Genomic DNA, 25,513 nt, shown 5'->3' with positions numbered 1-25,513 from the left:
CGCCTTGGGCGGCCCGGCCGTCCCGGCCGGCGCCGCCCGCCCGTGCTGGGTGAACCCGTGCCGCGCGACGCCCCGGAGCGCTCGGCTCCCGGCCTCCGGGTGGATTCGAACAGGTTGCGCCACGAGGGGCACCCTGGGCGTCGGACGGTTGTCGGGTAGGGGACAATGGAGGCTCTGTCAGGGCGGGTTGTATGAGGGGACGCATGTCGGAGGCGGAGCGGGCGGGCACATCTCGTCAGGAGACTCGTCAGGACGACCACGAGCGTCTCCTCGCGGGGCGGTACCGGTTGGGAGGCGTCCTCGGCAGGGGCGGCATGGGCACGGTCTGGCGTGCCGTCGACGAGACGCTCGGGCGGACCGTCGCCGTCAAGGAGCTGCGCTTCCCGTCGAACATCGACGAGGAGGAGAAGCGGCGGCTCATCACCCGCACCCTGCGCGAGGCCAAGGCGATCGCCCGGATCCGCAACAACAGCGCGGTCACGGTGTACGACGTGGTCGACGAGGACGACCGGCCCTGGATCGTGATGGAGCTCGTCGAGGGCAAGTCGCTCGCCGAGGTCATCCGGGAGGACGGCCTGCTGGAGCCGAAGCGGGCGGCCCAGGTGGGCCTCGCCGTGCTGGACGTCCTGCGCTCCGCGCACCGCGAGGGCATCCTGCACCGGGACGTGAAGCCGTCCAACGTGCTGCTCGAGTCCGACACCGACCGGGTCGTGCTCACCGACTTCGGGATCGCCCAGGTCGAGGGCGACCCGTCCATCACCTCGACCGGCATGCTCGTCGGCGCCCCCTCGTACATCTCCCCGGAGCGGGCGCGCGGCCACAAGCCCGGTCCCGCTGCCGACCTGTGGTCCCTCGGCGGTCTGCTGTACGCCTCCGTCGAGGGCGTGCCGCCGTACGACAAGGGCTCCGCGATCGCGACGCTCACGGCCGTGATGACCGAGCCGCTGGAGGAGCCGAAGAACGCCGGCCCGCTGCGGGACGTCATCTACGGCCTGCTCACCAAGGACCCCGAGAAGCGGCTCGACGACGCCGGCGCGCGCAGGATGCTCAACGCCGTCATCCACGCGCCGCGGACGGAGACGGCCGCCGACGCGCCGGACGCGACGAAGGTCGTACCGCTGCCGTCGCAGTCCGACGCGGCCGCGCGCAAGGGGCGTTCGGGCGCCGGTGCCGCGGGCAAGAAGGCCGAGGAGGCCGGGGAGCGGCTGCGCGGAGCCCTGCGCTCGGTGCGCAAGGCCGCGGTCGGGGCCGGTGCGGCCGGTGCGGCGGGCACCGCGTCCGGCGAGGGGAAGGCCGGGGCCGACGCGACGAGCGACACGTCCGCGTCCACCGGCGCGAACGCCGCCGACAAGGACGCCCGGACGGTCGGCGACGCCGGTTCGGGTCCCAGCTCCGGCTGGCCCGTGATGACGCCGCCCGACCTGCCCGAGCGGCCCGTCCCGCGCGCCCCGCTGACCGACGTCGTCCCGAAGCGGACGCTCCTGATCATCGCGGTCGTCGTCCTGGTCGCCGTCCTCGGTGTGGTGCTGGCGCTGACGCTGGGCGACGACGGCGGCTCCGAGGCCTCGGGGAACGGCGGCGGGACCGGCTCCTCGGCCGCGTCGAAGGAGACCCCGGACACCAAGCGCGACGACGACGGCGGCACGGACCGCGGGGACGACGAGTCCAAGTCCACTGCGGACTCCGGCTCCGGCAAGGGCGGCGGGACCGAGCCGAGCGCCGGTTCCAGCGAGACGGCCGGTGGTGGCGGTGGCGACGGACAGGGCTCCGGCGGCGCCGAGGTGGACTCCACCCACAAGGGTGGCCAGGGGTACTCGATCGGGCTGCCGAAGGGCTGGAAGTTCCAGTCCACGGGCTCGGCCGGCGACCGGTTCACCGGGCCGAAGGGGCAGAAGCTGCTCGTGGCCTGGACGTCGACGCCCAAGGGCGACCCGGTGGCGGACTGGAAGAGCCAGGAGCGCTACATGGTGCGCTCCCAGTACAAGAAGATCCGCATAGAGCAGGTGGACTACCGGGGCTGGAACACCGCCGACTGGGAGTTCACCTACGTCGAGGGCGGCACCAAGTACCGCACCATCGACCGCGGTTTCGTCGTGAACGACCACTCCGGGTACGCCCTGATGTACACCGCGAAGGCGGCGGACTGGGACAGCGATCTGCGCAAGGGCACATGGAAGGCGCTCACGGGCACGTTCGAGCCGAAGGCGTGAAGCGGGGGCTTCCCCTCCGGGGGAGGCCCAGGGGGATTGCTCCGTGAGATACGGCAACCTCTCTTGGCGAGTTGCCTCCGGCACGTATCGTGAAAGCTCGCGGACCGTACGCATCCATTCAGACGTCCGGAACGCGACACGAGGCGAACGGAATCGACCGACCGGGCGGCCGGGGGAGGCAACGTGGACGACTACGCGGGCCGGGTGCTCGCCGACCGCTACCGCCTGCCGTTGCCGCCCTCCGACACGTACGAACTCACCGAGAGCCGCGCCTTCGACACCTACAGCGGGCAGGAAGTCCTGGTCCGGCAGGTGCCGTTGCCCGAGGTCGTCGAGGCAGAGGTGCTCGACGCCGAAGGGCTGCCCGACGGGTTCACCGCCCGGGACGCGCGGGCCCGCGACACCGGCCGCCGGCCCGCCGATCCCGCCGTGCGCCGGGCGGTCGAGGCCGCCCAGGCTGCGGCCCGCGTCCCCGACCACCCGCGCCTCGACCAGGTCTTCGACGTGTTCGCCGAGGGCGGTTCGCTGTGGATAGTCAGCGAGCTGGTGGCGGCCCGGCCGCTCGCCGCGCTCCTCGCCGAGCAGCCGCTGTCGCCGTACCGGGCGGCCGAGGTGGCCTCCGACGTCCTCATGGCGCTGCGCGTCCTGCACGCCCATGGCTGGGTCCACCGCAACATCACCGCCCGTACCGTCCTGGTCTGCGACGACGGCCGGGTGATGCTCACCGGGCTCGCGGTCGGCGCCGCAGAGGAGGCGCTGTGCGGCTACGACCCCGTGCCCGCCGAGGACGGTGACGACCCGGCCCCGGCACCCTCCGCGGGCAACGGCCCCCCAGGCACCCTTCCCCGTCCCGGCACCGACCCCGAGGCGGCCCGGCGGGCCGCCATAGAGGCCCGCACCAACGGGACCCGGCCGGTGCCCGGCGCCGACGGCCCCGGCCCCGCGCCGGGCGGAGCCCTGGAGACCGGCGCCGACGTCCGGGCCGCCCGGGCCGGCGCCATCGCCGCCTACCGGGCGGGCGCCCGCGCCGCGGCCCGGGTGCAGGAGGCCCAGCAGAGCGAACGCGCCGCCCTGCCCGGCGCGCGCAGCGCCCCGGAGGGCCGGGCGCCACAGCCGTACCTGTCCGGCGGCGGGGGCAGCACACCGCCGGGGCAGATCGCCGACCCCTACGGGGTGCGGGCCGCGTCCTGGCAGGGAGCGGTCCCCCGGCCCGGCACCGGGCGCGCCCCCACCGACGCCGCCACCGACGCGGACACTGCCCGTGCCGCGCTCCCGCCCGCCGGCTCCCAGCCGGGCTTCGCCCCACGGGACGACAGCACGTCCGCCGCGGCCAGCGCGGCCGCTGTGCCCCCGGCGCGCACGGGGACCCGTTGGAACGAACTGGTGTCCGGTTCCGCCGCCCGCAAGGGGCCCAGCACCGCGCTGGCGGCCGAGCGGGCCCGGCAGGCCCGGATGGCCGTCGTCGGACCCGTCACCGAGCGGTGGGCCCCGGAGCAGGCCGGACCCGTGCACGAGAACTGGCAGCTCGCCGCGCCGATCGGGCCCGCGACCGACCTGTGGGCGCTCGGCGCGCTGCTCTTCCGGGCCGTGCAGGGGCACGCGCCCTACCCGGAGGAGTCGACGGCCGAGCTGGTGCAGATGGTGTGCGCCGAACCGCCCGCGTTCGCCGAGGAGTGCGGCCCGCTGCGGCCCGTCGTGGAGTCGCTGCTGCGTCAGGACCCCACCGAGCGGCCCGACTTCGAGGAACTGCGCGGCTGGCTGCGCTCCCTCGTGCGGTCGGCGCCCGAACCGGAGGCCGGCGCACACGTCGTCGCCGCCCCGCCGGTCGACCCGAACCGCCTGCCCATCGTGCGGCGGCGCGGCGAGCTGGTGCGCCGACGGCGGGCCGCCCGGCTGCCCGCCCACCAGGGCCGGCACAAGCGGGCCCGGCAGGAGACGCGTTCACCGCGCCGGCTCGGCCGCACCCTGCTGCTCCTCGTCCTGCTGGGCATGGCCGCGGCGATCGCGTACGCCATGCTGTTCATGCCCAAGGACGACCGAGACACGGGCAAGGGCGCGAACGCCGGGCGCACCCCCGCCGCGGGCCAGGCGCCGCCCGAGCGGTCGGCCGACGCCAGCAGCGAGCCGCGCCCCGAGCAGACCTCCCCGTCCCCCGGCGACGGCTCCTCGTCGGCCGGTTCCGAGGAGACGCAGACCACCGGCCCCGACGTCCCCGACGGCTTCACCGTCCGCAAGGACCCGGCCGGTTTCGAGGTCGCCGTGGCCAACGGCTGGAGCCGCAGCGGCGGCAGCGGACGCGGCCAGGTCGTCTACACGCACGGCGGCTTCGACCTGATCGTCGTGCCCGGCCGGGACACCGCGCGGCAGTACGGCGGCGACCCGATGGTCTACCAGCGGGAGCACGAGAAGGAGTTGCAGCCCTACCGGGACTCCAGCTGGGCCTCCTCGGGCGGCCTGAAGACCATTCAGGTCGGCGAACGCACGATGGCCGAGGGGCAGTTCACCTGGACCGACGGCCAGGGGCGCGAGCTGTTCGTGCGGAATCTGGCGATCCTCGCCGACGGGCGGTACCACGTGGTCCAGGTGCGGGGTCCGGAGGCCGAGCGGGACGAGGTCACGCGCCTGTTCGAGCAGGCGTCGGCGACGTACCGCATCACCGGGTGAGGCGGCCCGAAAACCGTCTGTGACAACGGCGTTGGGGTTGCTTCGGCGAACGGAAGGCGAGAACTGTCACAGTGCGGTCTCCTTGGCACCCCCGCGGTTCCGGTCGCATGACCCGGTCCCTAACCTGACCCTGTCAAGAACATTGCGGGGCAACGTGAATAAGATGCAGGGCCAGCTCGTCTCGGGCCGCTACCGGCTCACCGAGGCCATCGGCAGCGGCGGTATGGGCCGCGTCTGGCGTGCGCACGATGAAGTGCTCCACCGGGCCGTGGCGATCAAGGAACTCACCGCCGCGCTCTACGTCTCCGAGAGCGACCAGGAGCGTCTCCTCGCCCGGACGCGGGCCGAGGCGCGGGCCGCCGCGCGCATCAACCACTCCGCCGTGGTGACCGTGCACGACGTCCTGGAGCACGACGGGCGCCCGTGGATCGTGATGGAGCTGATCGAGGGCCGCTCGCTGGCCGACGCGGTCAAGGAGGAGGGGCGCGTCGAGCCCGCCGAGGCCGCGCGGATCGGGCTGTGGGTGCTGCGGGCGCTGCGTGCCGCGCACACCGCCGGCGTCCTGCACCGTGACATCAAGCCCGGCAACGTCCTGCTCGCCGAGGACGGCCGGGTCCTGCTCACCGACTTCGGCATCGCGCAGATCGAGGGCGACACGACGATCACCCGCACCGGAGAGGTCGTCGGCTCCGTCGACTATCTGGCCCCCGAGCGCATCCGCGGCCACGATCCGGGTCCGGCGTCCGACCTGTGGGCGCTCGGCGCCACGCTGTTCACGGCGGTCGAGGGCCGCTCGCCCTTCCGCCGCACCTCTCCGCTGAGCACGATGCAGGCCGTCGTCGAGGAGGACGCGGGGGAGTCGCGGCACGCCGGGCCGCTGGGCCCCGTGATCACCGCCCTGCTGCGCAAGGACCCGGTCACCCGGCCCGACGCCGCCGAGGCGGAGCAGTTGCTGGCCGAGGCGGCCGAGGGCCGCACGCCCAGCGGGGCGCAGGCCTATGTGCCCACCCAGCTGAACCGGTACGAGCCGGAGGCGCGCTCCGTCCCCGACCAGGCCGGCGTCCACAGTGCGACGCCGTACCCCCCGACGACCGGGCCGACGGCGTTCGGCCCGCCCGTCGGGTCCGTGCCGCCCGCCCCCGCGCCCCGGCGGCGCCGGCTGCGCTCGGTCGCCCTGGTCGTCGCCCTCGCCGCCGTCATCGGCGGAGGGACGGCCGTGGTCCTGCAGAAGTGGGGCCCCGGTGACGGCAGTTCGTCCGTCAGCTCGGCGCCCCCGTCCTCGCCCGCCCCGAAGGAATCGGCCACCGAGGAGCCGGAGGGGGACGCGGGCGGTGTGCCGCCCTCCTGGAAGCACGTCGACGACCCCCTGGGCTTCAGTCTGTATCTGCCCGAGGGCTGGAAGCGGAAGGTGGTCGGCGAGGAGGTCGACGGACTCCAGCAGGTCGACTACTCGCCGGACGGCGGCGAGCACTTCGTACGGATCTCCGTCGACGTCTCGCCCGACTTCGCGACCGCCCACGACCATTTCGTCGACCTGGAGCAGCAGGTCAAGGAGCGGCTCATCGGCTACACGTTCCTGTCGCTCAAGGAGAACCAGTACCGCGACCGCGCAGGCTCCGTGTGGGAGTACACCTGGGACGCGCAGCCCAAGGACACGCCCTTCCCCGGGCCGCGCCGCGCCATCGACCAGGGGTACATCGACCGGGACGGCACCGAGTACGCGATCTACATGTCCGCGCCGCAGAAGGACTGGGCCGAGGCGCGCGCGCAGTTCTCGGCGGTGCTGCGGGGCTGGCGCACGGGCTGACCCGCCGGAACTCCCCGCGCGGTCGGCGGCTTTTGACGTGCTTTGCTGCTGTGCACAGTTGGCCGATCGCTGCCCGGAGCCCGGGCGTCCGGTGGGGCATGATGAGTCGCATGGGGACCGAGGGGGCCAACTTCCGTGTGATCGCGGGGCGTTACCGTCTCGAGGCGAAGGTCGGCCGGGGCGGCATGGGCGTCGTATGGCAGGCGACCGACCAGTTGCTCGGGCGACGGGTCGCCGTGAAGGAGATCCCGGTCGACGAGACGCTCACCGCGTCCGAGGCACGGCGGCAGCGCGCGCTATGGCTGCGCGAGGCGCAGGCGGTGGCGCAGCTGCGGCACCCGCACGTGATCGTCGTCCACGACGTGATCGAGGAGCACGAGCGCCCGTACATCGTCATGGAGCTGATCGACGGCGAGTCGCTCGCCGACCGGCTCGCCGCGCACGGCCCGCTGGACGCCCGTGAGACCGCCCGGGTCGGCGCCGACCTGCTGGACGCGCTGCGCACCGCGCACGCCGCCGGGGTCGTGCACCGGGACATCACCCCGGCCAACGTGCTGGTGGAGCGCGGCACCGAGCGGGTCGTCCTGACCGACTTCGGCATAGCCCGGGTGCCCGGCACCGGCACGCTCACCGAGTCGGGGTCGTTCGTGGGGTCGCCCGAGTACACCGCGCCCGAGCGGATGTCGGGGGCGCGGACCGGTCCCGCCTCCGACCTGTGGTCGGTGGGGGCGCTGCTGTGCGCGCTGCTGAGCGGTGAGTCGCCGTTCCGGCGCGACTCTCTGAGCGGCACCGTGCTGGCCGTGGTCTCCGACGAGGTACGGCCGCCCGCGCAGGCGGCGCCGATCCTGCCCGTCGTCCAGGGCCTGCTGGAGCGGGACCCGGCCGCCCGGCTGGACGCGGCGGAGGCGGAGCGGATGCTGCGGGAGTTCCTGGCGACCGGCGAGGACCTGGTGCCGAAACGGTTCAGCAGGCGGGCGGAGCGGCCGTGGACGACCCACAAGGTGGCGGCGGCCGTGGTGCTCGCCGCCGTGGCGGCGGTCGCGGGGGCGTCGGCGGCGGTGCTGCTGGCCGACGGGGGCGGCGGCGGACACGACGTGCCGACCAGCTCGGCGAGCCCGCCCGCGGAGACGGCCGGTACGGTGCCGCCGCCCGGCGGGCCCACCGCGTCCGACGGCTCGCCCTCACCCGGGTCCCCGTCGGCCGATCCACCCCCGTCCGGGACGAACCGGAGATAAGGAGCGACCCGCGTCACGGCTCTGTGACCGAGGGAACCGTCCCTGGATCCCCGGCCGTCCGGCGCGATATGGATGGATCCATGAGCAACAACGGGGGATTCCCGAAGCGGCCCGACGAGCCGACGAGTTTTGAACTGCGGCCTCCGCAGCCGGCGCCGCTCGCCCATGTGCCGCATCCGGACAACCCGTACGCGACGCCCACCGCGCCCGTGCCGCAGCAGCAGGCCCCGACCACACAGGCCGGCCCGCCCGCCGCGCCCGCACCCTCCGGCCCGCCCGCCGCGTCCGGGCCGGAGCCCGGCGCCGGACGGCTGATCGCGGGCCGCTACCGGCTGCTCGCCAAGCTCGGGCACGGCGGCATGGGCACCGTCTGGCGCGCCAAGGACGAGACGGTGGACCGGGAGGTCGCCGTGAAGGAACCGCGCGTCCCGGACCACCTTCCGGAACGGGAACGCGCCAACGCCTACGAGCGGATGCGCCGGGAGGCACGCGCCGCAGCCCGGCTCGACCACCCCGCCGTGGTGAACGTGCACGACGTCGCCGTCGTGGACGGCCGGCCCTGGATCGTCATGGAGCTGGTGCGGGGCCGCTCGCTCGGCGACGCGTTGCAGGAGGGCACCCTCGGCGCCCGGGACGCGGCCCGGATCGGCCTGGAGGTGCTGGGCGCCCTGGAGGCCGCGCACGCCGCGGGCATCCTGCACCGGGACGTCAAGCCGGACAACGTCATGCTCGGGCGCCACGACCGGGTCGTGCTCACCGACTTCGGGATCGCCCAGATCGAGGGCGAGACCAATCTGACCGACACCGGCGGCTTCGTCGGCTCGCCGGAGTACATCGCGCCCGAGCGGGTCCTCGGCCAGCGCCCGGGACCGGCCAGCGACCTGTGGTCCCTCGGGGTCGTCCTGTACGCGGCGACGGAGGGCGTCTCGCCGTTCCGCCGCAGCAACACCCCCGCGACACTCCAGTCCGTCCTCAACGCCGAGCCCGCGGCCCCCGCGGCGGCGCGCGGCCCGCTCGCCGAGGCCATCAACGGCCTGCTCCAGAAGGACCCTTCGCGCCGCCCGGACGCCGCGCGGACCCGCGCCCTGCTGGAACAGGCGGCCGACCCGCCGGCGCCGGCCCTCACCCAGCCCGTACGGCTCCCCGAGAGTGTGCGGCGGGGTGTCGTGCTGGGCCCGAAGACGCTGCTCGGGATCGCGGCGGCGGCGGTCGCGGCCGCGGTGACGGCGTACCTGGTGATCGCCGACCCGTTCGCCGGGTCGCTGCCGGACGGCTGGAAGACGCACGAGGAGCAGGCCCTCGGCGCGACGCTGATGGTGCCGGACGAGTACAGGCGGACCGGGCCCGAGAAGACGGACGACGACCACTGGGTCACGTACACCGACCCCAGCGGTGCCGTCTGGATCAGCCTGGAGCTGGAGAAGAAGGCCGAGGACACCGGTAACGAGATCAAGGGGTCCGCCGCCGCCGAGATGTACGACGAGGACGGCGACTACCGGCAGAGCGGCGACTACCAGGTCGGCATGCCGCAGAACCCGAGGACGGAGCCCAGGGAGACCACGTACCAGGGCAGGAAGTCCGCCGAGAACACGATCGTCTACGACACCACCGACAGCGAGAACCCCCGGCCGCGCCGGCTGCGCGTCTTCTACTACCGGACCTCCGCCGGAGACATGTACAAGCTGTCCGTCGGCTACCCCGGCAAGGGCGACTTCACGAATCGCGGACGCGAGGTGGCGCAGACCGCGATCGACCACCTGGAGATCGACAGGCTCTGAACCGCCGTGCCCGTGACCGACTCGAGACCGGGCGCCCCGGCGGGTTCACGGCAACGCCCTGATCAGCGCATTCGTTGCCAGTGTCCACTGGCAGTGTGTGAGCAGTCGGTGAATCCCCGTTACCGACGGGTACACAAAGGCCCCGGCGCGGCATACCCTGCGCCTCATGACGGACGCGCAGGCCCCGGCCCAGACCGGCACGAACCCCCTCGCCCCCGCCCCGCAGGGCGCCCGTACCGCGGCCGACGTGGTCACGCCCGAGCTGGTCGCCCAGCTCACCAAGGGCGTGGCCGGGTCCGGCCGTACCGCCAACCACACGCCGTTCACCGGCGAGAAGCTGGCCGACCTGCCCGAGTCGACGCCCGAGGACGTCCGCGAGGCGTTCGAGACGGCGCGCGCGGCGCAGGCCGTCTGGGAGCAGGTCCCGGTGCGCCGGCGTGCCGACGTGCTGCTGCGCTTCCACGACCTGGTGCTGGAGCGGCAGGCGGAGGTGCTGGACCTCATCCAGCTGGAGACCGGCAAGGCCCGGCTGCACGCGCACGAGGAGGTGCAGGCCGTCGCCGTCGCGGCCCGCCACTACGGCCGCAAGGCCCCCGCCTACCTCAAGCCTAAGCGGCACACGGGCGCCATCCCCACGCTCACTCGCGTCACCGAACTGCGGCACGCACGCGGGGTCGTGGGCCAGATCGCCCCCTGGAACTACCCGCTGGAGCTGTCCGTCGGCGACGCGCTCCCCGCGTTCGTCGCCGGCAACGCGGTCGTCATGAAGCCGGACACCGAGACCTGCCTGACCGCGCTGTGGGCACGGGACCTGCTGATCGAGGCCGGTCTGCCCGCCGACGTCTTCCAGGTCGTGCTCGGCGAGGGCCCGGTCGTGGGCCCGGAGGTCGTCAAGCACGCCGACTACGTCTCCTTCACCGGCTCCACCCGCACCGGCCGCGAGGTCGCGCAGAGCGCCGCCGCCCGTCTGGTCGGCGTCTCGCTCGAACTCGGCGGCAAGAACGCCATGCTGGTCCTGGACGACGCCGACATCGAGAAGGCCGCCGCGGGCGCCGTCCGCGCCTGCTTCTCCTCCGCCGGCCAGCTCTGCATCTCCATCGAGCGGCTGTACGTCCACGAGTCCCTCGCCGACGCCTTCCTGGAGCGCTTCGCCGCCCGCACCAAGGCGATGCGCCTCGGCAGGTCCCTCGCCTACGGCGCCGACATGGGTTCCCTGGTCGGCGAGCGCCAGCTGGAGACGGTGACCCGGCACGTGGAGGAGGCCGTCGCCAAGGGCGCGAAGGTCGTCGCCGGTGGTGTGGCCCGCCCCGACATCGGCCCGTACTTCTTCGAGCCGACCATCCTCGACGGCGTCGAGGCCCCCATGGCCGTCTGCACCGAGGAGACGTTCGGCCCGGTCGTCTCCATCTACCGCTTCTCCACCGACGACGAGGCGATCGAGCGGGCCAACTCCACGCCGTACGGGCTCAACGCCTCGGTGTGGACGAAGGACGGCCGCCGGGGCCGGGCGGTCGCGGCACGGCTGCGCACCGGCACCGTGAACGTCAACGAGGGCTACGCCCCCGCCTACGGCAGCGTCCAGTCGCCGATGGGCGGCATGAAGGACTCCGGCCTCGGCCGCCGCCACGGCTCCGAGGGCATCCTCAAGTACACGGAGGCCCAGACGGTCGCCCACCAGCGGCTGCTGCCGATGGCGCCCTCGCTGGGCATGGACGACGAGACGTACGCGCAGTTCATGAGCCGGAGCCTGCGGGTGATGAAGGCGTTCCGTTTCCGCTAGACCGTTGCCCGGGCCTCGCTGTCCGAGGCCACCGCACCACCGCTTTCGACGAGGAGAGCACGTGTCACAGGAGAACTCCGCCCCCGCGCAGGACGACGGTTCCGGGTACGACTACGACGTCATCGTCGTCGGCTCGGGGTTCGGCGGCTCGGTCACGGCGCTGCGCCTGACCGAGAAGGGCTACCGCGTCGGCGTCCTCGAGGCCGGCCGCCGCTGGACCCGTCAGACCCTGCCGAGGAACTCCTGGGACCTGAAGAACTACCTCTGGGCCCCCAAGCTCGGCCTGTACGGCATCCAGCGCATCCATCTGCTCGGCAACGTCATGGTCCTTGCGGGCGCGGGTGTCGGCGGCGGCTCCCTCAACTACGCCAACACGCTGTACGTCCCGCCCAAGCCGTTCTTCGAGGACCCCCAGTGGCGTGACATCACGGACTGGGAGCAGGAGCTGAAGCCGTACTACGACCAGGCCCAGCGCATGCTCGGCGTCCGGCTGAACCCGACGATGACCCCCTCCGACGTGCACCTCAAGGCGGCCGCCGAGAAGATGGGCGTCGGCGACACCTTCCACATGGCGCCGGTCGGCGTCTTCTTCGGCGACGGCAAGGACGCCGAGGGCACGGCGAAGGCCCGGCCCGGCGAGGAGGTGTCCGACCCGTACTTCGGCGGCGCGGGGCCGTCCCGGCGGGCCTGCACGGAGTGCGGCGAGTGCATGACGGGCTGCCGGCACGGTGCGAAGAACACCCTCAACGAGAACTATCTGTACCTGGCCGAGAAGGCGGGCGCGGTCGTGCACCCGCTGACCACGGTCGTCTCCGTCACCGACGACTCCCAGGGCGGCTACGCGATCGCCACCGTGCCGACCGACCGGCGGAAGAAGGGCGAGGGGCGGCTGTTCAAGGCCCGCCGCGTGGTCATCGCGGCCGGCACCTACGGCACCCAGACCCTGCTGCACCGCATGAAGGCGGGCGGTCAGCTGCCGCACCTCTCGTCCAGGCTGGGCGAGCTGACCCGCACCAACTCCGAGGCGCTGGTGGGCGCGCAGACCGACAGCCGGCGCTACCGCAGGCTGACGGGCGCCCCGAAGGTCGACTTCACCCGCGGTGTCGCCATCACCTCGTCCATCCACCCGGACGAGAACACCCACATCGAACCGGTCCGCTACGGCAAGGGCTCCAACTCGATGGGCGGCCTGTCCATCCTCCAGGTCCCCTACGCCGACGGCAGGTCCCGCGTCGGCGCCTGGCTGGCCAACGCGGCCCGGCACCCGCTGCTGGTGCTGCGCTCGCTGTCCAACCGGCGCTGGTCGGAGCGGACCATCATCGGCCTCGTGATGCAGTCGCTGGACAACTCGCTGACGACGTACCTGAAGCCGGACGGCGTCGGCAAGGGGCTGCTGACCGCGCGACAGGGCCACGGCGCGCCCAACCCCAAGCAGATCAAGGCCGCTTCCGAGGCCGCCTCCGTCATCGCCGCCGACATCAACGGCTTCCCCGGCTCCAACGTCGGCGAGCTGATGGGCACCCCGCTCACCGCGCACTTCCTCGGCGGCTGCCCGATCGGCGACTCCCCGCAGACCGGTGTGATCGACCCGTACCACCGGCTGTACGGGCACCCCGGGATCTCGGTCGTCGACGGGGCTGCGGTCTCCGCCAACCTGGGCGTCAACCCGTCACTGACGATCACCGCGCAGGCCGAGCGGGCCATGTCCTTCTGGCCCAACAAGGGCGAGGCGGACCCGCGTCCCGCACAGGGAGCGGCGTACGAGCGGCTGAAGCCCGTCGAGCCCAAGGCGCCGGTGGTGCCGGCGGAGGCGTTCGGCGCGCTGAAGCTGCCGTTCCTCGGGATGCCGGCGATGCCGCCGAAGAAGTAGCGGAGACACCGAAGGACCTGCGCCCCCCTCCGAGCGCAGGTCCTTCCGTGTGATGCGTCAGACGGTCGAGGCTCAGGCCTCGGCACCGCTCCGACGACGCTTCATCGCGAACATCACGCCGGCACCGGCGAGGATCGCGACACCGCCGACCGTGCCGATGACGGGCAGCTGAGAGCTGGACCCGGTCTCGGCGAGGCTGCCGGTGACCTGCGGGGTGTCGCTGCCCGGCTTCTCGTCCGTGACGGGGGCCTTGCCGCCTTCCTGCGGCTCGGTGCCGTCCGTGTCCGTGCCGGCGGCCACGATCTGGTACTTGTAGGCGACGTCGCCGAAGCCGACGCAGTCGCCGTCGGCGTCACCGTAGATGGTGGCGCCGAGCGTGAAGCCGGCACCCGCGGGGGCGCTGGACTTCACGTTGACCCGCATCGGGATGTCGACCACGTAGTCGGGCTCGAGCACATCGGTGTAACCGACGTAGCCGACGGCGTAGCCGTCCTCGTCGAGGGTCACCCAGACCTCGTCCTCCGGGTCCCAGGCCTGGATCTCGACCTGCTTGCTCTTGAACAGGTCCATGCCGTCCGCGTCGGACGACGCCCCGGCGAAGAAGTCGAGGTCCTCGAGCGTGGAGTCCGAGGTGTTGAGCACGCTCAGCGAGAACTTGTGCCATCCGCTGCCCGCGCTGATCTTGCCCGGCAGGCCCGAGATGCTGACGTCGACCTTGGTGTCCTCACAGACGGACTCCTCGGGGTCGGGCTCCTCCGTCTCCTCGGGAGTGGAGGTGCTCGGCGACGGGCTGGCGGAGTCGGTGGCCGAGGTGCTCGGCGCCGGAGCCGAGGTGCTGTCGTCGGGGTCGGGAGACGTCTCGTCGGTCTCCTCGTCGGTGGGCGCCGGCGCGGTCGTCTCGTCGTCCGCGGGCGTCGTCGTCTCGGTGTCGGCCGGAGGCGTCGTGTCGCCGGCGGCCGGCGTGGTCTCCGAGGTGGCCGGGGTGGTGGTCTCGTCCGTGGCGAACGCGGCCGGCGCGGACAGCAGGGCGATCGGTGCTATGACCGCCGTCGTCGCTGCGGCGGCCAGGGCACGGCGAAGCTTCATGAAGACCTCGAAAGTCCGTTGTGCCGCCGGACGCGGCACGGGTATCGGGAGGCCTCCGCGTGTGGGGCGCGGGTGTGGCCCTTGGTTCGCAGACTTTGATCATCCAGGGCCGGGAATGGTTGTGCCCGAACTGACAGAATATTTATGTGGCCTGGGTCACATGTGCTGGATCATGGACCGTTTCCCTGCCGTACTCTCAGCGGCCGTACCGGAGTTCGAGAGAAAGCGTTCACACCGCCATGGCCGGCAGACCGTCCGACGGGACCCCCTCCGCATCCGATGACGAGGCCCAGCCCTCCACGCCGTCCATCTCGGACGAGGAGTGGCAGAAGTTCGTCCAGGACGCCGAGCGCGACCCCTCCTCCGCCCCGAAGGAGCCGTCCGCGCGGGCCCGGATGGTCACCGAGCGGTTGCGCCGGCAGGACGCCCGCGGTGAGCTGCCTCCCGGGTGGCGCACCGGCCCCGCCTGGCAGGAGATGAACGGGACCGCCACCCGGCGCCGCCGGATGTGGGCGTTCCTCGGGGTGCCGCTCGCCGTCGCCGTGGCCGTCGTCGCCGTACGGCCCTCCCTGATCCCCGGCGACCCCTTCGGCACCGCCGCCTCCCCGGTCCAGGACACCGCCGCCCCCTCGCCGCTGCCCGCCGAGACCGCCGCGCCGACGGCCCCACCCGCCGCGGCCGACCCGGACACCCCGACCCTGGCCCGGCCCTTCGCCGGATCGCCCGCCGCACGCTGGGCGGACGGCGAGGCCGGCATCACCACGCCGGAGGCCACCCCGGTCGGCGACCTGTCCAAGGCCCAGGTGGAGCAGGCACTGCGCCAGACCCGCAGGCTCCTCGTCGATGCCAACCTCGACCCGGCCACCCTGCGCGGCGAGCGCCCCGAGACCGCGCTCGGCGTCATCGAGCCACGCCAGAGGGAACTGGTCGACCTGCTGACCACCGCGCTGCGCACGCCGGACGAGAAGCACGACCCGCTCCGGATGTTCAGCCGCTTCGACCCCGACGAGGTACGGCTCGCCGGGGACGTCGTGAAGACGCGCGGACGCATGACGTTCGAGAAGGGCGAGCACGCCTCCGTCCGCGTGCACGCCGACTACACCTTCGTCTACCCGCTGGTCCGCGAGGGCTCCGACGAGGTGGCCCGCACCATCGTCCGGCGGGTCCTCGACGTCGAGGTCTCCGATCCCACCCGGTACCAGGTCACCCCGGGGAAGATCGCCGTCGTGCGCTACGACCAGGAGATCGGCAACTCGGCCTGCGACCTCTACGACGGCTATCTGCACCCGCAGTTCGACTCGGAGCCGCCCGTCGGCGAAGCCCCCACCGGCCCGACGACCGACCCGTACGACCGCAGCAAGGGCATCCCCGAGGACCGCCGCGAGGAGTGCGGGGTCGTCAGCCGCACCTGACGCCCCGGCGGCCGTGGGCATGAGAAGGGCCCCGCGGTGCGGGGCCGCGGGGCCCTTCTGTGGTCAGCACCAGCGTCAGGGCGCGCCGGTGCCTGGGGGAGCGGCGCCGGGGGAGTGCGCCGCCGAAAGGGTCTCTCGCATCGTGCGGGACGGGCCGGGGCGCGGCAACCGCTGGGGCCCGCCCCGTACTCCGTCGGTGTTTCCGCCGGCCGGCCCCGGGCGTCCCCGGAGCCGACCGTTCTCTTGGGTGACCGGGCTGCTGTCCCCTGCCGTCCGGTCACTTACCCGGAGCGAGGTCCCACGGCGTACGGCGATCCGTACGCCACAACGCTCCGGCGAGCCACGCGTGGTTCATTCGGGCCCGCCCCTGGCTGGCACGGACATCGGTACCAACGAAGCGGTCCGGGCGGCGTCACGCTCCGACCGGGTGAGAGGGGAGCCGAACTCAGATGCGACCGCGACACAGTTCGAGCAGCGTCATCGCGAGGGCCGTCCCCGGCTTGCCCAGCGCCTCGCTGTAGTGGCCGAGGATCTCCATCTCGCGGGACAGGTTCACCCGTCGGCCGCCGGACGTGATCCGGGCCTCCTGGATGACGGCCGACACGGCCATGCGTTCCTGGATGAGCCCGATGATCCGGTCGTCCAGGGCGTCGATGCGTTCACGGGCACCGGTGATCACGTCCGCGGCCTCGGGGGTGCGGGCGCCGGTCACCTCGGTGGGGGTCACGTGCGTGGCGGTCATCGGGGGCTCCTCGTCGGTGGGAGGTGCCCCGGAGCGGCAGGACCCGGAAACGGCAGACGCCCCGGGCCTTGTCGGCCCGGGGCGCCTGGGAAGTCGCTTGTCAGTTGCTCAAGCAGCACGACCATGGCAGCCGGCGGGCCGGATGCCATAGGTAAACAGGAAGGTCAGGTGCGTGAGCATGCCGCCAGTATGCCGCGCTCGCCGAGGGTGTCCAAGCCGGTTCGCATCGTGAGACGGGCTTCGGCCCCGGGGCGGCCGCGCGACGCCCGGTAGACTCGGCCCCACACACACCTCGCTCACCGCCGGAAGGCAACCCGTGTCATCAGCGAACCCCGCCGCCGCCCCCGACACCGTCCTGGTCGTCGACTTCGGCGCGCAGTACGCCCAGCTCATCGCCCGTCGTGTCCGCGAGGCCCGGGTCTACAGCGAGATCGTGCCGAGCACCATGCCGGTCGCCGAGATGCTCGCCAGGAACCCGGCGGCGATCATCCTCTCCGGCGGCCCCTCGTCGGTGTACGAGGAGGGTGCCCCCCGCCTCGACCGCGAGCTGTTCGAGGCCGGTGTGCCGGTCTTCGGTATGTGCTACGGCTTCCAGCTGATGGCGCAGGTCCTCGGCGGCACCGTGGACAACACCGGTGCCCGCGAGTACGGCCGTACCGACCTGCAGGTCTCGAAGCCGTCCTCCACCCTGTTCGAGGGCACCCCGGCCGAGCAGCACGTGTGGATGTCGCACGGCGACGCCTGCTCCGCCGCCCCCGAGGGCTTCGCGGTGACGGCCTCCACCGGCGTCGTCCCGGTCGCCGCCTTCGAGAACGACGAGAAGAAGCTCTACGGCGTCCAGTACCACCCCGAGGTCATGCACTCCACGCACGGCCAGCAGGTGCTGGAGCACTTCCTGTACCGGGGCGCCGGGCTGAAGCCCGACTGGACCACCGGCAACGTCATCGACGAGCAGGTGGCCGCGATCCGCGAGCAGGTCGGCGACAAGCGCGCCATCTGCGGGCTGTCCGGCGGCGTCGACTCCGCCGTGGCGGCCGCGCTGGTCCAGAAGGCCATCGGCTCCCAGCTGACCTGCGTCTACGTCGACCACGGCCTGATGCGCAAGGGCGAGACCGAGCAGGTCGAGAAGGACTTCGTCGCCGCGACCGGCGTGCAGCTGAAGGTCGTGGACGCCGAGGAGCGGTTCCTGAAGGCGCTCGCCGGGGTCTCCGACCCCGAGGAGAAGCGGAAGATCATCGGCCGCGAGTTCATCCGCGTCTTCGAGCAGGCGCAGCTGGAGATCATGCAGGAGGACGGCCCCGAGGTCGCGTTCCTCGTGCAGGGCACGCTCTACCCGGACATCGTCGAGTCCGGTGGCGGCACCGGCACCGCCAACATCAAGTCCCACCACAACGTGGGCGGGCTCCCGGACGACATCGAATTCCAACTGGTCGAGCCGCTGCGCCAGCTGTTCAAGGACGAGGTCCGCATGGTCGGCCAGGAGCTCGGCCTGCCGGAGGAGATCGTCCAGCGCCAGCCCTTCCCGGGCCCCGGCCTCGGCATCCGCATCGTCGGCGAGGTCACCAAGGAGCGCCTGGACCTGCTGCGCGAGGCCGACGCCATCGCCCGCGAGGAGCTGACCGCGGCCGGCCTCGACCGCGAGATCTGGCAGTGCCCCGTGGTCCTGCTCGCGGACGTCCGCAGCGTCGGCGTCCAGGGCGACGGCCGTACCTACGGCCACCCGATCGTGCTGCGCCCGGTGTCCTCCGAGGACGCCATGACCGCCGACTGGTCGCGGCTGCCGTACGACGTCCTCGCGAAGATCTCCACGCGCATCACCAACGAGGTCAAGGACGTCAACCGCGTCGTCCTCGACGTCACCTCGAAGCCGCCGGGCACCATCGAGTGGGAGTGACGCTCCCTAGGTGCGCTTGACCGTGCGCACGGGCTCGCCGGGCTTCCAGATCCGGACGACGAGGTACTTCTCGTCCTCCACGTAGGTCCGCACGACCTCCGTCAGCTCGGTACGGAAGAGGTGGAACGGCTCCGGCGGTTCCACCTCTTCCGCGTACGCGGCCCTGCGCGCCGGGTCCTCGACCTCGAGCGCGCGCCCCGCGATCCGTACGTCTCCGCCGCCCATGCTCTGCCCTTCCCCGGGGTTCGCCTGGAGCGCGAAGCGCGGGTCCCGGCGCAGGTCGAGGGCCTTGAGCGAGTCCGGCATCATGCCGAGCCACAGCTCGCCGTCCAGGAAGCGCACCTCCAGGCCCGAGGTGCGCGGGGAGCCGTCCCGGCGCAGGGTGGCCAGGACGTGGTGGGTGAACGCGCCGAAGCGCTCCTCGACGACCCGGGCGAAGTCGGGCTCGGCGGTGACGAAGGCGGACCAATTCGCTGTCATGCCGCCGAGTCTGACGGCGATATCCGACATCCTCTGTCCGGTTTCGCCGGACGGGCGAGGGATGTCATCCGGTTCGCGGAGCCGGCCGCCGGGTGCGGTCAGCCGGCCTGGGGGACCGGGCGCACGTAGCGGTCCCGGCCGGCGTCGTCCGGGACCTGGACGCAGCCCGCCGCCGTCAGCCGCACGGCGATCTTCGCCCGGCGCGCGGCGTTGATCCGCAGGGAGGCGACCAGCATCGCCGGCATCAGCACGGCCAGCGGAAGCAGCACGGCGTACGCGCCGGTCGCCAGCGCGAGCAGCAGCAGGACACCGCCCGAGGCCCAGGCCATCGCCAGCAGCTGCCTGCGGTTGCCGGCCTGCACCAGCGCGTCGTACATGACGAGGTCGTCGAGCAGGGCCACGTCCGCCTGCGCCTCGGGGACCGGGGTGAGCGACGCCTGGTACATGCCCGGCACGTTCCCGCCCTGGCCGACCGCGGGGAACGCGGCCAGGTTGGCCGCGGCACGCTGCCGGTCCGCCGGGTCCGTGGAGCGGACGAGCCGTACGTGCAGGTTCTTGTACCGGCCCACCAGCCGGACCCCGCTGTAGCGGAAGCCGAAGCACTCGGCGACGTAGACCAGCGAGCCGACGCTCTTGCGGTCCGAGGCGGGTGCGACCAGTTCGACGTCGTCCTGGTCGGCGATCAGGCGCATGAGGTACCTGAGATGACGTTCGGCGGTGCTCATCGGGGACTCCGGTGTGACTGAAATCAATCGGTGGGTGGGTCGTTCCGGAGCACAGACCTCCGACGTCACGAAAGGGTTGTGCACGGCATCGTTACCTCGCGGCCCTGTTGTCCCCGCGCTGACCGACGGTAACTTCCGCCCCGTACGACCCCACAGTGCCGGAGGACACATGCACGGGACGCCCGCCGGGCCCACTCCGCCCCCGCCGCTGCCCACCGATCAGCTGCGTTTCGCCATGCCGCCGATGCACGAGTCGGTGGAGGACGAGCGCCGGCACCGCAAGGAACGGCTCGCCGGGGCGCTGCGGATCTTCGGGAGGATGGGCTTCGAGGACGGTGTCTCCGGGCACATCACCGCACGCGACCCCGAATTCACGGACTGCTTCTGGGTCAACCCGTTCGGGATGCCCTTCGGCCATGTCACCGTCAGCGACCTCGTCCTCGCCAACTCCGACGGCCAGGTCGTCGAGGGCCGCTACCACGTCAACCAGGCCGCCTTCACCGTGCACTCCCAGGTCCACGCCGCCCGCCCCGACGTCGTCGCCGTCGCCCACTGCCACTCCGTCCACGGCCGGGCCCTGGCGGCGCTGGGCGAGCTGCTGGACCCGATCACCCAGGAGAGCTGCGCCTTCTACGAGGACCACGCGCTCTACGACGCCTACAGCGGCGTCGCCGTCGACGCGGCGGAGGGGCGCCGGATCGCCGCCGCCCTCGGCTCCCACAAGGCCCTCGTCCTGCGCAACCACGGCCTGCTCACCGTCGGCGACTCGGTGGACGCGGCCGCCTGGTGGTTCCTGTCCATGGAGCGGTCCTGCCAGGTGCAGCTGACGGCCCGGGCCGCGGGCCGACCGGTCCTGATCGACCACCGGATGGCGGTCGCCACCCGCGAACAGCTCGGCGGCGACCTGGTGGCCTGGATCAACTACCAGCCGATGTGGCAGGACATCACCCGCGGCCAGCCCGATCTGCTGAGCTGACCGGTCCCGGCCCGGGCGGTCAGAACCCGCGCAGCACCGCCGCCTTCGTCCGGGCGAACTCCTCGTCCGTGAGCACGCCCTCGCGATGCAGGTCGCCCAACTCGCGCAGCCGGCGCAGCAGGACGTCGTGATGGCCGGGCGGCGCCGGGACCGCGGGCAGGGCCCGGCCGCCGGGAGCGGTGCCCGGCCGCGTGGACGGATGCGGGAGGCGTGTCGTGACCGCGGTGGCCACCAGCGCGGTGAGCAGATCGCGGCGGGCGCTGCCCCACAGGTCGAGGGCGTACGGGTCCTTCTGCGGCGGCAGGGCGGAGAACACCGTCTCCCGGGTCACGAACCGCAGGCAGCCGTCCCCGGAACCGGAGTGGGGCACCCACTCGACCCGCACCAGGTCGTCGACGTCGATGACGCGCGGGCCCGCCGCCCGTTTGACCCGCTCGGACGTGTCCGACCAGTCGATGCGCACCCGGCCGCCGTCGAACGAGACCGTGCCGTCCGACGACCGCACGGACACCGGCACCGCGGGGCCCGGCAGCAGATAGGCCCCGACCGGCTCCCTCGGGACCCGGTCCAGCAGCAGCGCGCTGCGGATCTCCTCGGCCAGGTACGCGGCCACCCCCGCCCGGTCGGTGTCCACCGTCAGCCGGTACGGGTCCGACGCCTCCGGCAGCCTCCCTCCGGTCGCCTGCAGCAGCGGATCGGCGCCCTCGCGCAGCCGCATCCGCAGCCGGCCCCGCCTGCGGTCCGGTTCGAACGCGACGCCCGCGACGGCTTCCAGGGGCACGGCGATCTCGCCGTACGCCCGCCGGAACAGCGGCACGGAACGGTGGAGGCCCGGCGTGATCCGGACGGTCGTGCCGTCGAAGGCCCAGGTCCCGTCACGCTGGATGATCTCGGCCATAAGGGAATTCTCGCAGTCGGGTCAACACGCCGGGACCGCACTCACCCGTCCCGACCGGGCCTGCCGGGTGGGCGGTGGGCGGGTGGGGGGTCGAGTACGGCACAATTCGTCGTCATCGGACGGGAGTTGCGCGCCGGGCGCGGGCGGCGCGGCTCTCCCGGGACACCCCCGTGGCGCCGCAGGGCGGGCGGGGCATCAGGTCGTCGGGAAGGCGGGCGTCGGGCGTGGCGGTGCAGGAGGCTGGGCGGAGCGGCGCGGTGGAGCGCCCGCACGGGGGCGGCTGCGCGTGCGGGGACTGCCCGCACGGGGCGCGTGCGGGACACCGGCGGGCGGTGGCCGAATTCCTGGCGAGGCGGGACGAGTTCGCCGCCGGACAGGGACTCCCGGCGGCCGTGGCCCACTCGGCCTCGGCCTCCCGTCAGTGGGTGTCCGAGGAGCTGACGCAGTCCGCGGAACAGGTCGCCGAACGCGGCCGGGCCGAGGGCGCGGCCTGGCTGGGGCGCCTGTGGTGGCGTACCGTCTGCGCCGTCTGGGGACTGGTCGTGGCGTTGCTCATGGCCCAGGCGCTCACGGCGATCGGCGCGGGCTGGACGGCAGCCCGTACGGCCGGGCTGCTCGCGGCGGTCGTGACGGCGGCGGCGCTCACCGCGGCGTCCTGGTTCCACCGGGCGCGCGGCGGGGCCCTGGCGCCGGTCATCGGCGAGGACAACCGGCTGTCCACCTCGCGTGCCGTCGCCGGGGCCTGGGTCCTCTTCGTGGCGTACGCCGTGCTCGTCCTGGCCGGGCGGCTCGCCGCCGCCTCGGGCCACGCGGAGCGCGACGCGCTGATCGAGGGGCTGGAACTGCGGCGTGGCGCCGGGGTGGTGACCGTGCTCGCCGTGGTGTGCGCGATCGCGGTGCTGGTGCGGCGGGTCGTCGGGGTCCGGGTCCTCGGGCAGCGGCTCCAGAAGGTGCCCGCGGACCGGCCCCGGGCCGCGGACCTGCTGACGGACGACTCGGGGCGGGGGACGTTCGCCGACATCCAGTACGTCGTCATCGGCGCCGTGGCCCTGCTGTTCGCCGCGGTACGGCTGGGGCGGCGGCCGGACCAGCTGCCCGACCTGCCCTGGGGTCTCGCGGTCGTCGTGCTGATCTCGGCGGCGACCTATCTGGCCGGGAAGTACGCCGAAGGAGGCCGCCCGGTGATCCTCTCCGTGGTGCGGGCGCGGGAGGCCGGAGACCTCGACGCCCCGATCCGCACCGGCGACGACATCGAGATCCGGGGAGCCGGGTTCGTGCCGCCGGGCGCGCAGCGTGCCGACCGGCTGGCGCGGATGGTCGTGCGCATCGGGGCGGTGCATGTGCATGTGCCGCTGGTCCCGGTGAGCGGCGGGTTCAGCAACCCGACCGACACCGTGCTCACGGTCCCGGTACCCGCCGACGTGGAGCCGGGCCGCGTCGAGGTGCAGGTGGTGACCGCCGCCGGCGTGGAGACCAACCGCTACGCCGTCGACGTCACCGACTGATCGGTGCCGTCCGGCCACTTGGCCGTGTTCAGTGATTGAAGTTTGGACTGGATGCGGCGGAGAATGCCGGGGTGCCGCGCGGCTGAGCGCTGCGGCAGTTCCCTCCGTATGGTCGGGCGAGGGATCACGGCGGGCGAGAGGCGGCTACGGGTGATGACGCACGGGATGCACACGGGTACCTCCGGCGGATGGCGGGAGACGGCCACCCGCTACGCACTGCTTCCGCTCCGGATCTTCCTCGGCGTCACCTTCGTCTACGCCGGACTGGACAAGCTGACGGACAGCGCCTTCCTGAAGGACTCCGGGGCCGGGTCCATCGGGGACATGATGCGCGCCGTACGGGACTCGGCGGCGATCCCGGCCATGGTGGACATGGCCCTCGACGCCCCGGTGGCCTTCGGGTACGCCATCGCCCTCGGTGAACTGGCCGTCGGCATCGGCACCCTCGTCGGACTCCTCTCCCGGCTGGCGGCCCTGGGCGGCGCGCTCATCTCGCTGAGCCTGTGGCTCACGGTCAGCTGGGCCTCCGACCCCTACTACTACGGCAACGACCTGGTCTATCTGATGGCCTGGCTGCCGCTCGTGCTGGCGGGCGCGCCGGTGTTCTCCCTCGACGCCCTCCTCCGCGCACGCCGACGGGAGCGCCTGGAACTGCGGTGACCCTCCGCCCGGGTCAGGGGCGCGACTCCTGACCCGGCGCCCTGCGGTGACGACGGGCGGCCCGGGCGACGAGCCCGACCGCGCCCGCCAGGAACAGCCCTCCGACGACCAGTGGGATCACCGCGAACCACGGCGTCTCCCAGGCGTCCGCCGCGTCCCCCACGAAGACCGCGCCCGCGGCGGTCAGGAAGGCACCGGCGACCAGCCGGCCCGGCTGGAACTCATGACGCAGCACGGCTCACCTCCGCCTGTCCGATCCCGACGCTCAGATCGAGGTCCAGCGTGCCCGCGTTCCTGGTGCCCTTCGCCGGTTCCAGCGTCAGCTCCTTGTGCTTGCCCGGCGCCACGTCCACGTCCCGGCTGTCGTCGCCCGGCAACTGGATGTCGCCCACGCCGACGTCCACGCTCAGCTCCACCGTGACTCCCCTGGGAACGATCACCTTCAGCCGGCCGACGCCGACATCGGCCCGCGTGCCGACCGTCCTGTCCGGCTTGAACGCCACCCCGCTCAGATCGAGGGTGCCGACACCGGTCCCCAGGTCGTACTCGGGCCGTACGTCCGCGGCCGTCGCCGGACTCCACGTCGTCTCGACCCAGCGGGTGCCGATGTCCTTCGGCAGGGCCGCCGACGCGGCCAGCGCGCCCGCCGTGACGACCGCCAGGAAGACGGTGCCCGCTCCCGTACGGCCCAGGAACGCGCTGAGCGCGATGCCCAGGCCGAACACGAGCAGGGCACAGGCCAGTCCGGTCTGCAGACTGGTACCGAGCGGCTGGTCGTGCCAGGTCCCGCCCGTCCCCAGCGCCGCCGCGCACAGGGCCAGCAGGAACACCCAGCCGCCGATCCGGCGGGGACCGCGCGGCCGGGGCGGGGCCGGGCGGCGCGCCCGTATCTCCTCCCGGCTGCCCCAGGTGCCACGGCCGATCGCGACCGCCGCCGCCAGGTCCCGGTCGTGGGCGTCCTGAGGGCCCCACAGATAGCCGGTGCCGCCCTCATGGGTGCCGTCCTTCACGATCGGGTCCCGCCACCAGGAGGGGTAGGCGGCCGGGACCGGCGGCGCCTGCGCCTCCGGCGGAGCGTCCGCCACCGCCTGCGCGGCGAGGGGGTCCGGGTCGGGGGCGCCGCGGTGCCGGGACCAGTAGCCGGCGCCGGCGAGGAGGAAGGACAGGACGACGGCGAAGGCCAGCACACCGCCGTTCTTCAGCATCGTCAGGAAGACACCGCAGCCCACCAGCGCGAACAGCACGGCCGTCAGCGCGTGGCCGTCGACGCGGCCGGTGAGCAGCTTGCGCACCTCGTTCTCGTCCTCGTCCTCGTACGGGACGAGGAGCCAGGCGAAGCCGTAGAAGATCAGGCCGATGCCGCCGGTCGCGGAGAGCACGGCGAGGGTGATCCGGAAGATCACCGGGTCCATGTCGCACTGCCGTCCCAGACCCGCGCACACGCCGGCCAGCATCTTGTGCGGCCGGTCCCGCCGGAACCGGTGCGGCGGCCCGGACGCCGCGGCCGCGTCCGCCGCCGCGTCCTGCGCTTCCCGCGTGCCCGTGCGGGCGCGCGGTTCCTCACCCGCGGCGCCCGCGGACGCCCGGCCGGACGCGGTGCCCGCGGGGGGCACGGCGTCCGGCTCGGGCACGGAGTCCGCGGCGTGCTGGTGATCTGTCATGGGTCCATGGTGACGGGCGGGTCGGCGTGGCGGGAGTCGGGACGACCCTGGTCGGACCCTGATATCGCCCTGAGGCGGTGCGGGGGGAAGCGTTCGAGTGGCCGGGGCCGAAGATCAGGGGAGTCTAGGG

The 25,513-nt window shown here is 73.2% G+C and carries 19 protein-coding genes; 12 read left to right on the top strand and 7 right to left on the bottom strand.

Annotated elements, in window-relative coordinates:
- The first annotated feature begins 203 nt into the window (after positions 1–203).
- From ACFV46_RS02980 to ACFV46_RS02950, 7 genes are all read left to right on the top strand, one after another.
- Positions 204–2,210 carry a serine/threonine-protein kinase gene (locus ACFV46_RS02980; protein ID WP_361925730.1) on the top strand — a complete coding sequence of 669 codons (2,007 nt, stop codon included), beginning with the start codon at positions 204–206 and terminating at the stop codon, positions 2,208–2,210.
- A gap of 183 nt (positions 2,211–2,393) precedes the next feature.
- Positions 2,394–4,874 carry a protein kinase gene (locus tag ACFV46_RS02975; RefSeq protein WP_385496834.1) on the top strand — a complete coding sequence of 827 codons (2,481 nt, stop codon included), beginning with the start codon at positions 2,394–2,396 and terminating at the stop codon, positions 4,872–4,874.
- A gap of 163 nt (positions 4,875–5,037) precedes the next feature.
- The gene (locus ACFV46_RS02970) at positions 5,038–6,681 is read left to right on the top strand and encodes a serine/threonine-protein kinase (protein ID WP_385496833.1); all 1,644 of its coding nucleotides are present in this window, start codon (positions 5,038–5,040) and stop codon (positions 6,679–6,681) included.
- Positions 6,682–6,791: 110 nt separating this feature from the next.
- Entirely contained in the window at positions 6,792–7,916 is a 1,125-nt protein-coding gene (locus ACFV46_RS02965; protein ID WP_376729462.1) for a serine/threonine-protein kinase, read from the top strand.
- A gap of 80 nt (positions 7,917–7,996) precedes the next feature.
- Positions 7,997–9,694 carry a serine/threonine-protein kinase gene (locus tag ACFV46_RS02960; RefSeq protein WP_385496832.1) on the top strand — a complete coding sequence of 566 codons (1,698 nt, stop codon included), beginning with the start codon at positions 7,997–7,999 and terminating at the stop codon, positions 9,692–9,694.
- A 166-nt stretch (positions 9,695–9,860) separates the two neighbouring features.
- Entirely contained in the window at positions 9,861–11,474 is a 1,614-nt protein-coding gene (locus ACFV46_RS02955; protein ID WP_385496831.1) for a succinic semialdehyde dehydrogenase, read from the top strand.
- 61 nt (positions 11,475–11,535) lie between these two features.
- Positions 11,536–13,344 (top strand): GMC family oxidoreductase, encoded by a 1,809-nt coding sequence (locus tag ACFV46_RS02950; RefSeq protein ID WP_361925742.1) that lies wholly within the window; start codon positions 11,536–11,538, stop codon positions 13,342–13,344.
- A 72-nt stretch (positions 13,345–13,416) separates the two neighbouring features.
- Here the strand turns inward: ACFV46_RS02950 and ACFV46_RS02945 are convergent, their stop codons facing one another.
- The gene (locus tag ACFV46_RS02945; RefSeq protein WP_361925744.1) at positions 13,417–14,430 is read right to left on the bottom strand and encodes an LPXTG cell wall anchor domain-containing protein; all 1,014 of its coding nucleotides are present in this window, start codon (positions 14,428–14,430) and stop codon (positions 13,417–13,419) included.
- 239 nt (positions 14,431–14,669) lie between these two features.
- On the opposite strand from ACFV46_RS02945, the gene ACFV46_RS02940 reads away from it, so the two are divergent.
- Positions 14,670–15,842: a hypothetical protein gene (locus ACFV46_RS02940; protein WP_385496830.1), complete on the top strand. Its 1,173-nt coding sequence runs from the start codon at positions 14,670–14,672 to the stop codon at positions 15,840–15,842.
- Positions 15,843–16,287: 445 nt separating this feature from the next.
- Here the strand turns inward: ACFV46_RS02940 and ACFV46_RS02935 are convergent, their stop codons facing one another.
- Complete coding sequence (locus tag ACFV46_RS02935; RefSeq protein WP_151785449.1) at positions 16,288–16,584, bottom strand: chorismate mutase; 297 nt, start codon at positions 16,582–16,584, stop codon at positions 16,288–16,290.
- Between the two features lie 316 nt (positions 16,585–16,900).
- On the opposite strand from ACFV46_RS02935, the gene guaA reads away from it, so the two are divergent.
- Positions 16,901–18,478, top strand: coding sequence for a glutamine-hydrolyzing GMP synthase (gene guaA / locus ACFV46_RS02930; RefSeq protein ID WP_385496828.1), 1,578 nt, complete (start codon positions 16,901–16,903; stop codon positions 18,476–18,478).
- Between the two features lie 6 nt (positions 18,479–18,484).
- On the opposite strand, the gene ACFV46_RS02925 is transcribed toward guaA, so the two are convergent.
- On the bottom strand, positions 18,485–18,958 hold the full coding sequence (locus ACFV46_RS02925) for a pyridoxamine 5'-phosphate oxidase family protein (RefSeq protein ID WP_385496827.1): 474 nt from the start codon (positions 18,956–18,958) through the stop codon (positions 18,485–18,487).
- A gap of 98 nt (positions 18,959–19,056) precedes the next feature.
- A complete protein-coding gene (locus ACFV46_RS02920) occupies positions 19,057–19,683 on the bottom strand; it encodes a hypothetical protein (RefSeq protein ID WP_385496826.1) in 627 nt (208 codons plus the stop codon).
- A gap of 169 nt (positions 19,684–19,852) precedes the next feature.
- Between ACFV46_RS02920 and ACFV46_RS02915 the strand changes: the two genes are divergently transcribed.
- Complete coding sequence (locus tag ACFV46_RS02915) at positions 19,853–20,659, top strand: class II aldolase/adducin family protein (protein ID WP_361925754.1); 807 nt, start codon at positions 19,853–19,855, stop codon at positions 20,657–20,659.
- 19 nt (positions 20,660–20,678) lie between these two features.
- On the opposite strand, the gene ACFV46_RS02910 is transcribed toward ACFV46_RS02915, so the two are convergent.
- Entirely contained in the window at positions 20,679–21,557 is an 879-nt protein-coding gene (locus ACFV46_RS02910; RefSeq protein ID WP_385496825.1) for a DUF4429 domain-containing protein, read from the bottom strand.
- A 224-nt stretch (positions 21,558–21,781) separates the two neighbouring features.
- Between ACFV46_RS02910 and ACFV46_RS02905 the strand changes: the two genes are divergently transcribed.
- Both ACFV46_RS02905 and ACFV46_RS02900 read left to right on the top strand, forming a co-directional pair.
- Entirely contained in the window at positions 21,782–23,062 is a 1,281-nt protein-coding gene (locus ACFV46_RS02905) for a hypothetical protein (RefSeq protein ID WP_385496824.1), read from the top strand.
- A gap of 153 nt (positions 23,063–23,215) precedes the next feature.
- Complete coding sequence (locus tag ACFV46_RS02900; protein ID WP_385496823.1) at positions 23,216–23,722, top strand: DoxX family protein; 507 nt, start codon at positions 23,216–23,218, stop codon at positions 23,720–23,722.
- Between the two features lie 13 nt (positions 23,723–23,735).
- Here ACFV46_RS02900 and ACFV46_RS02895 read toward each other — a convergent pair whose 3' ends face one another.
- The gene (locus ACFV46_RS02895; protein WP_385496822.1) at positions 23,736–23,957 is read right to left on the bottom strand and encodes a hypothetical protein; all 222 of its coding nucleotides are present in this window, start codon (positions 23,955–23,957) and stop codon (positions 23,736–23,738) included.
- Positions 23,944–25,383, bottom strand: a complete 1,440-nt coding sequence (locus ACFV46_RS02890) for a PspC domain-containing protein (protein ID WP_385496820.1) — start codon at positions 25,381–25,383, stop codon at positions 23,944–23,946. The genes ACFV46_RS02895 and ACFV46_RS02890 overlap by 14 nt, the downstream gene beginning before the upstream one ends.
- Between the last annotated feature and the right edge of the window lie 130 nt (positions 25,384–25,513).

It is taken from the genome of Streptomyces sp. NPDC059852 (assembly GCF_042731455.1).
In the GTDB taxonomy this organism is placed as follows: Bacteria; Actinomycetota; Actinomycetes; order Streptomycetales; family Streptomycetaceae; genus Streptomyces.
The sequence above is the reverse complement of the archived record's forward strand: the minus strand, read 5'-3'. Positions and strand labels throughout refer to the sequence as shown.

Bases quoted from the DNA above. Each gene is read 5' to 3' on its own strand.
- ACFV46_RS02925 (WP_385496827.1), bottom strand. From the start codon at position 18,958: ATGACAGCGAATTGGTCCGCCTTCGTCACCGCCGAGCCCGACTTCGCC.
- ACFV46_RS02955 (WP_385496831.1), top strand. From the start codon at position 9,861: ATGACGGACGCGCAGGCCCCGGCCCAGACCGGCACGAACCCCCTCGCC.
- ACFV46_RS02890 (WP_385496820.1), bottom strand. From the start codon at position 25,383: ATGACAGATCACCAGCACGCCGCGGACTCCGTGCCCGAGCCGGACGCC.
- ACFV46_RS02940 (WP_385496830.1), top strand. From the start codon at position 14,670: ATGGCCGGCAGACCGTCCGACGGGACCCCCTCCGCATCCGATGACGAG.
- ACFV46_RS02920 (WP_385496826.1), bottom strand. From the start codon at position 19,683: ATGAGCACCGCCGAACGTCATCTCAGGTACCTCATGCGCCTGATCGCC.
- ACFV46_RS02960 (WP_385496832.1), top strand. From the start codon at position 7,997: ATGAGCAACAACGGGGGATTCCCGAAGCGGCCCGACGAGCCGACGAGT.
- ACFV46_RS02970 (WP_385496833.1), top strand. From the start codon at position 5,038: ATGCAGGGCCAGCTCGTCTCGGGCCGCTACCGGCTCACCGAGGCCATC.
- ACFV46_RS02965 (WP_376729462.1), top strand. From the start codon at position 6,792: ATGGGGACCGAGGGGGCCAACTTCCGTGTGATCGCGGGGCGTTACCGT.
- ACFV46_RS02910 (WP_385496825.1), bottom strand. From the start codon at position 21,557: ATGGCCGAGATCATCCAGCGTGACGGGACCTGGGCCTTCGACGGCACG.
- ACFV46_RS02980 (WP_361925730.1), top strand. From the start codon at position 204: ATGTCGGAGGCGGAGCGGGCGGGCACATCTCGTCAGGAGACTCGTCAG.
- ACFV46_RS02945 (WP_361925744.1), bottom strand. From the start codon at position 14,430: ATGAAGCTTCGCCGTGCCCTGGCCGCCGCAGCGACGACGGCGGTCATA.
- ACFV46_RS02900 (WP_385496823.1), top strand. From the start codon at position 23,216: ATGACGCACGGGATGCACACGGGTACCTCCGGCGGATGGCGGGAGACG.
- ACFV46_RS02915 (WP_361925754.1), top strand. From the start codon at position 19,853: ATGCACGGGACGCCCGCCGGGCCCACTCCGCCCCCGCCGCTGCCCACC.
- ACFV46_RS02935 (WP_151785449.1), bottom strand. From the start codon at position 16,584: ATGACCGCCACGCACGTGACCCCCACCGAGGTGACCGGCGCCCGCACC.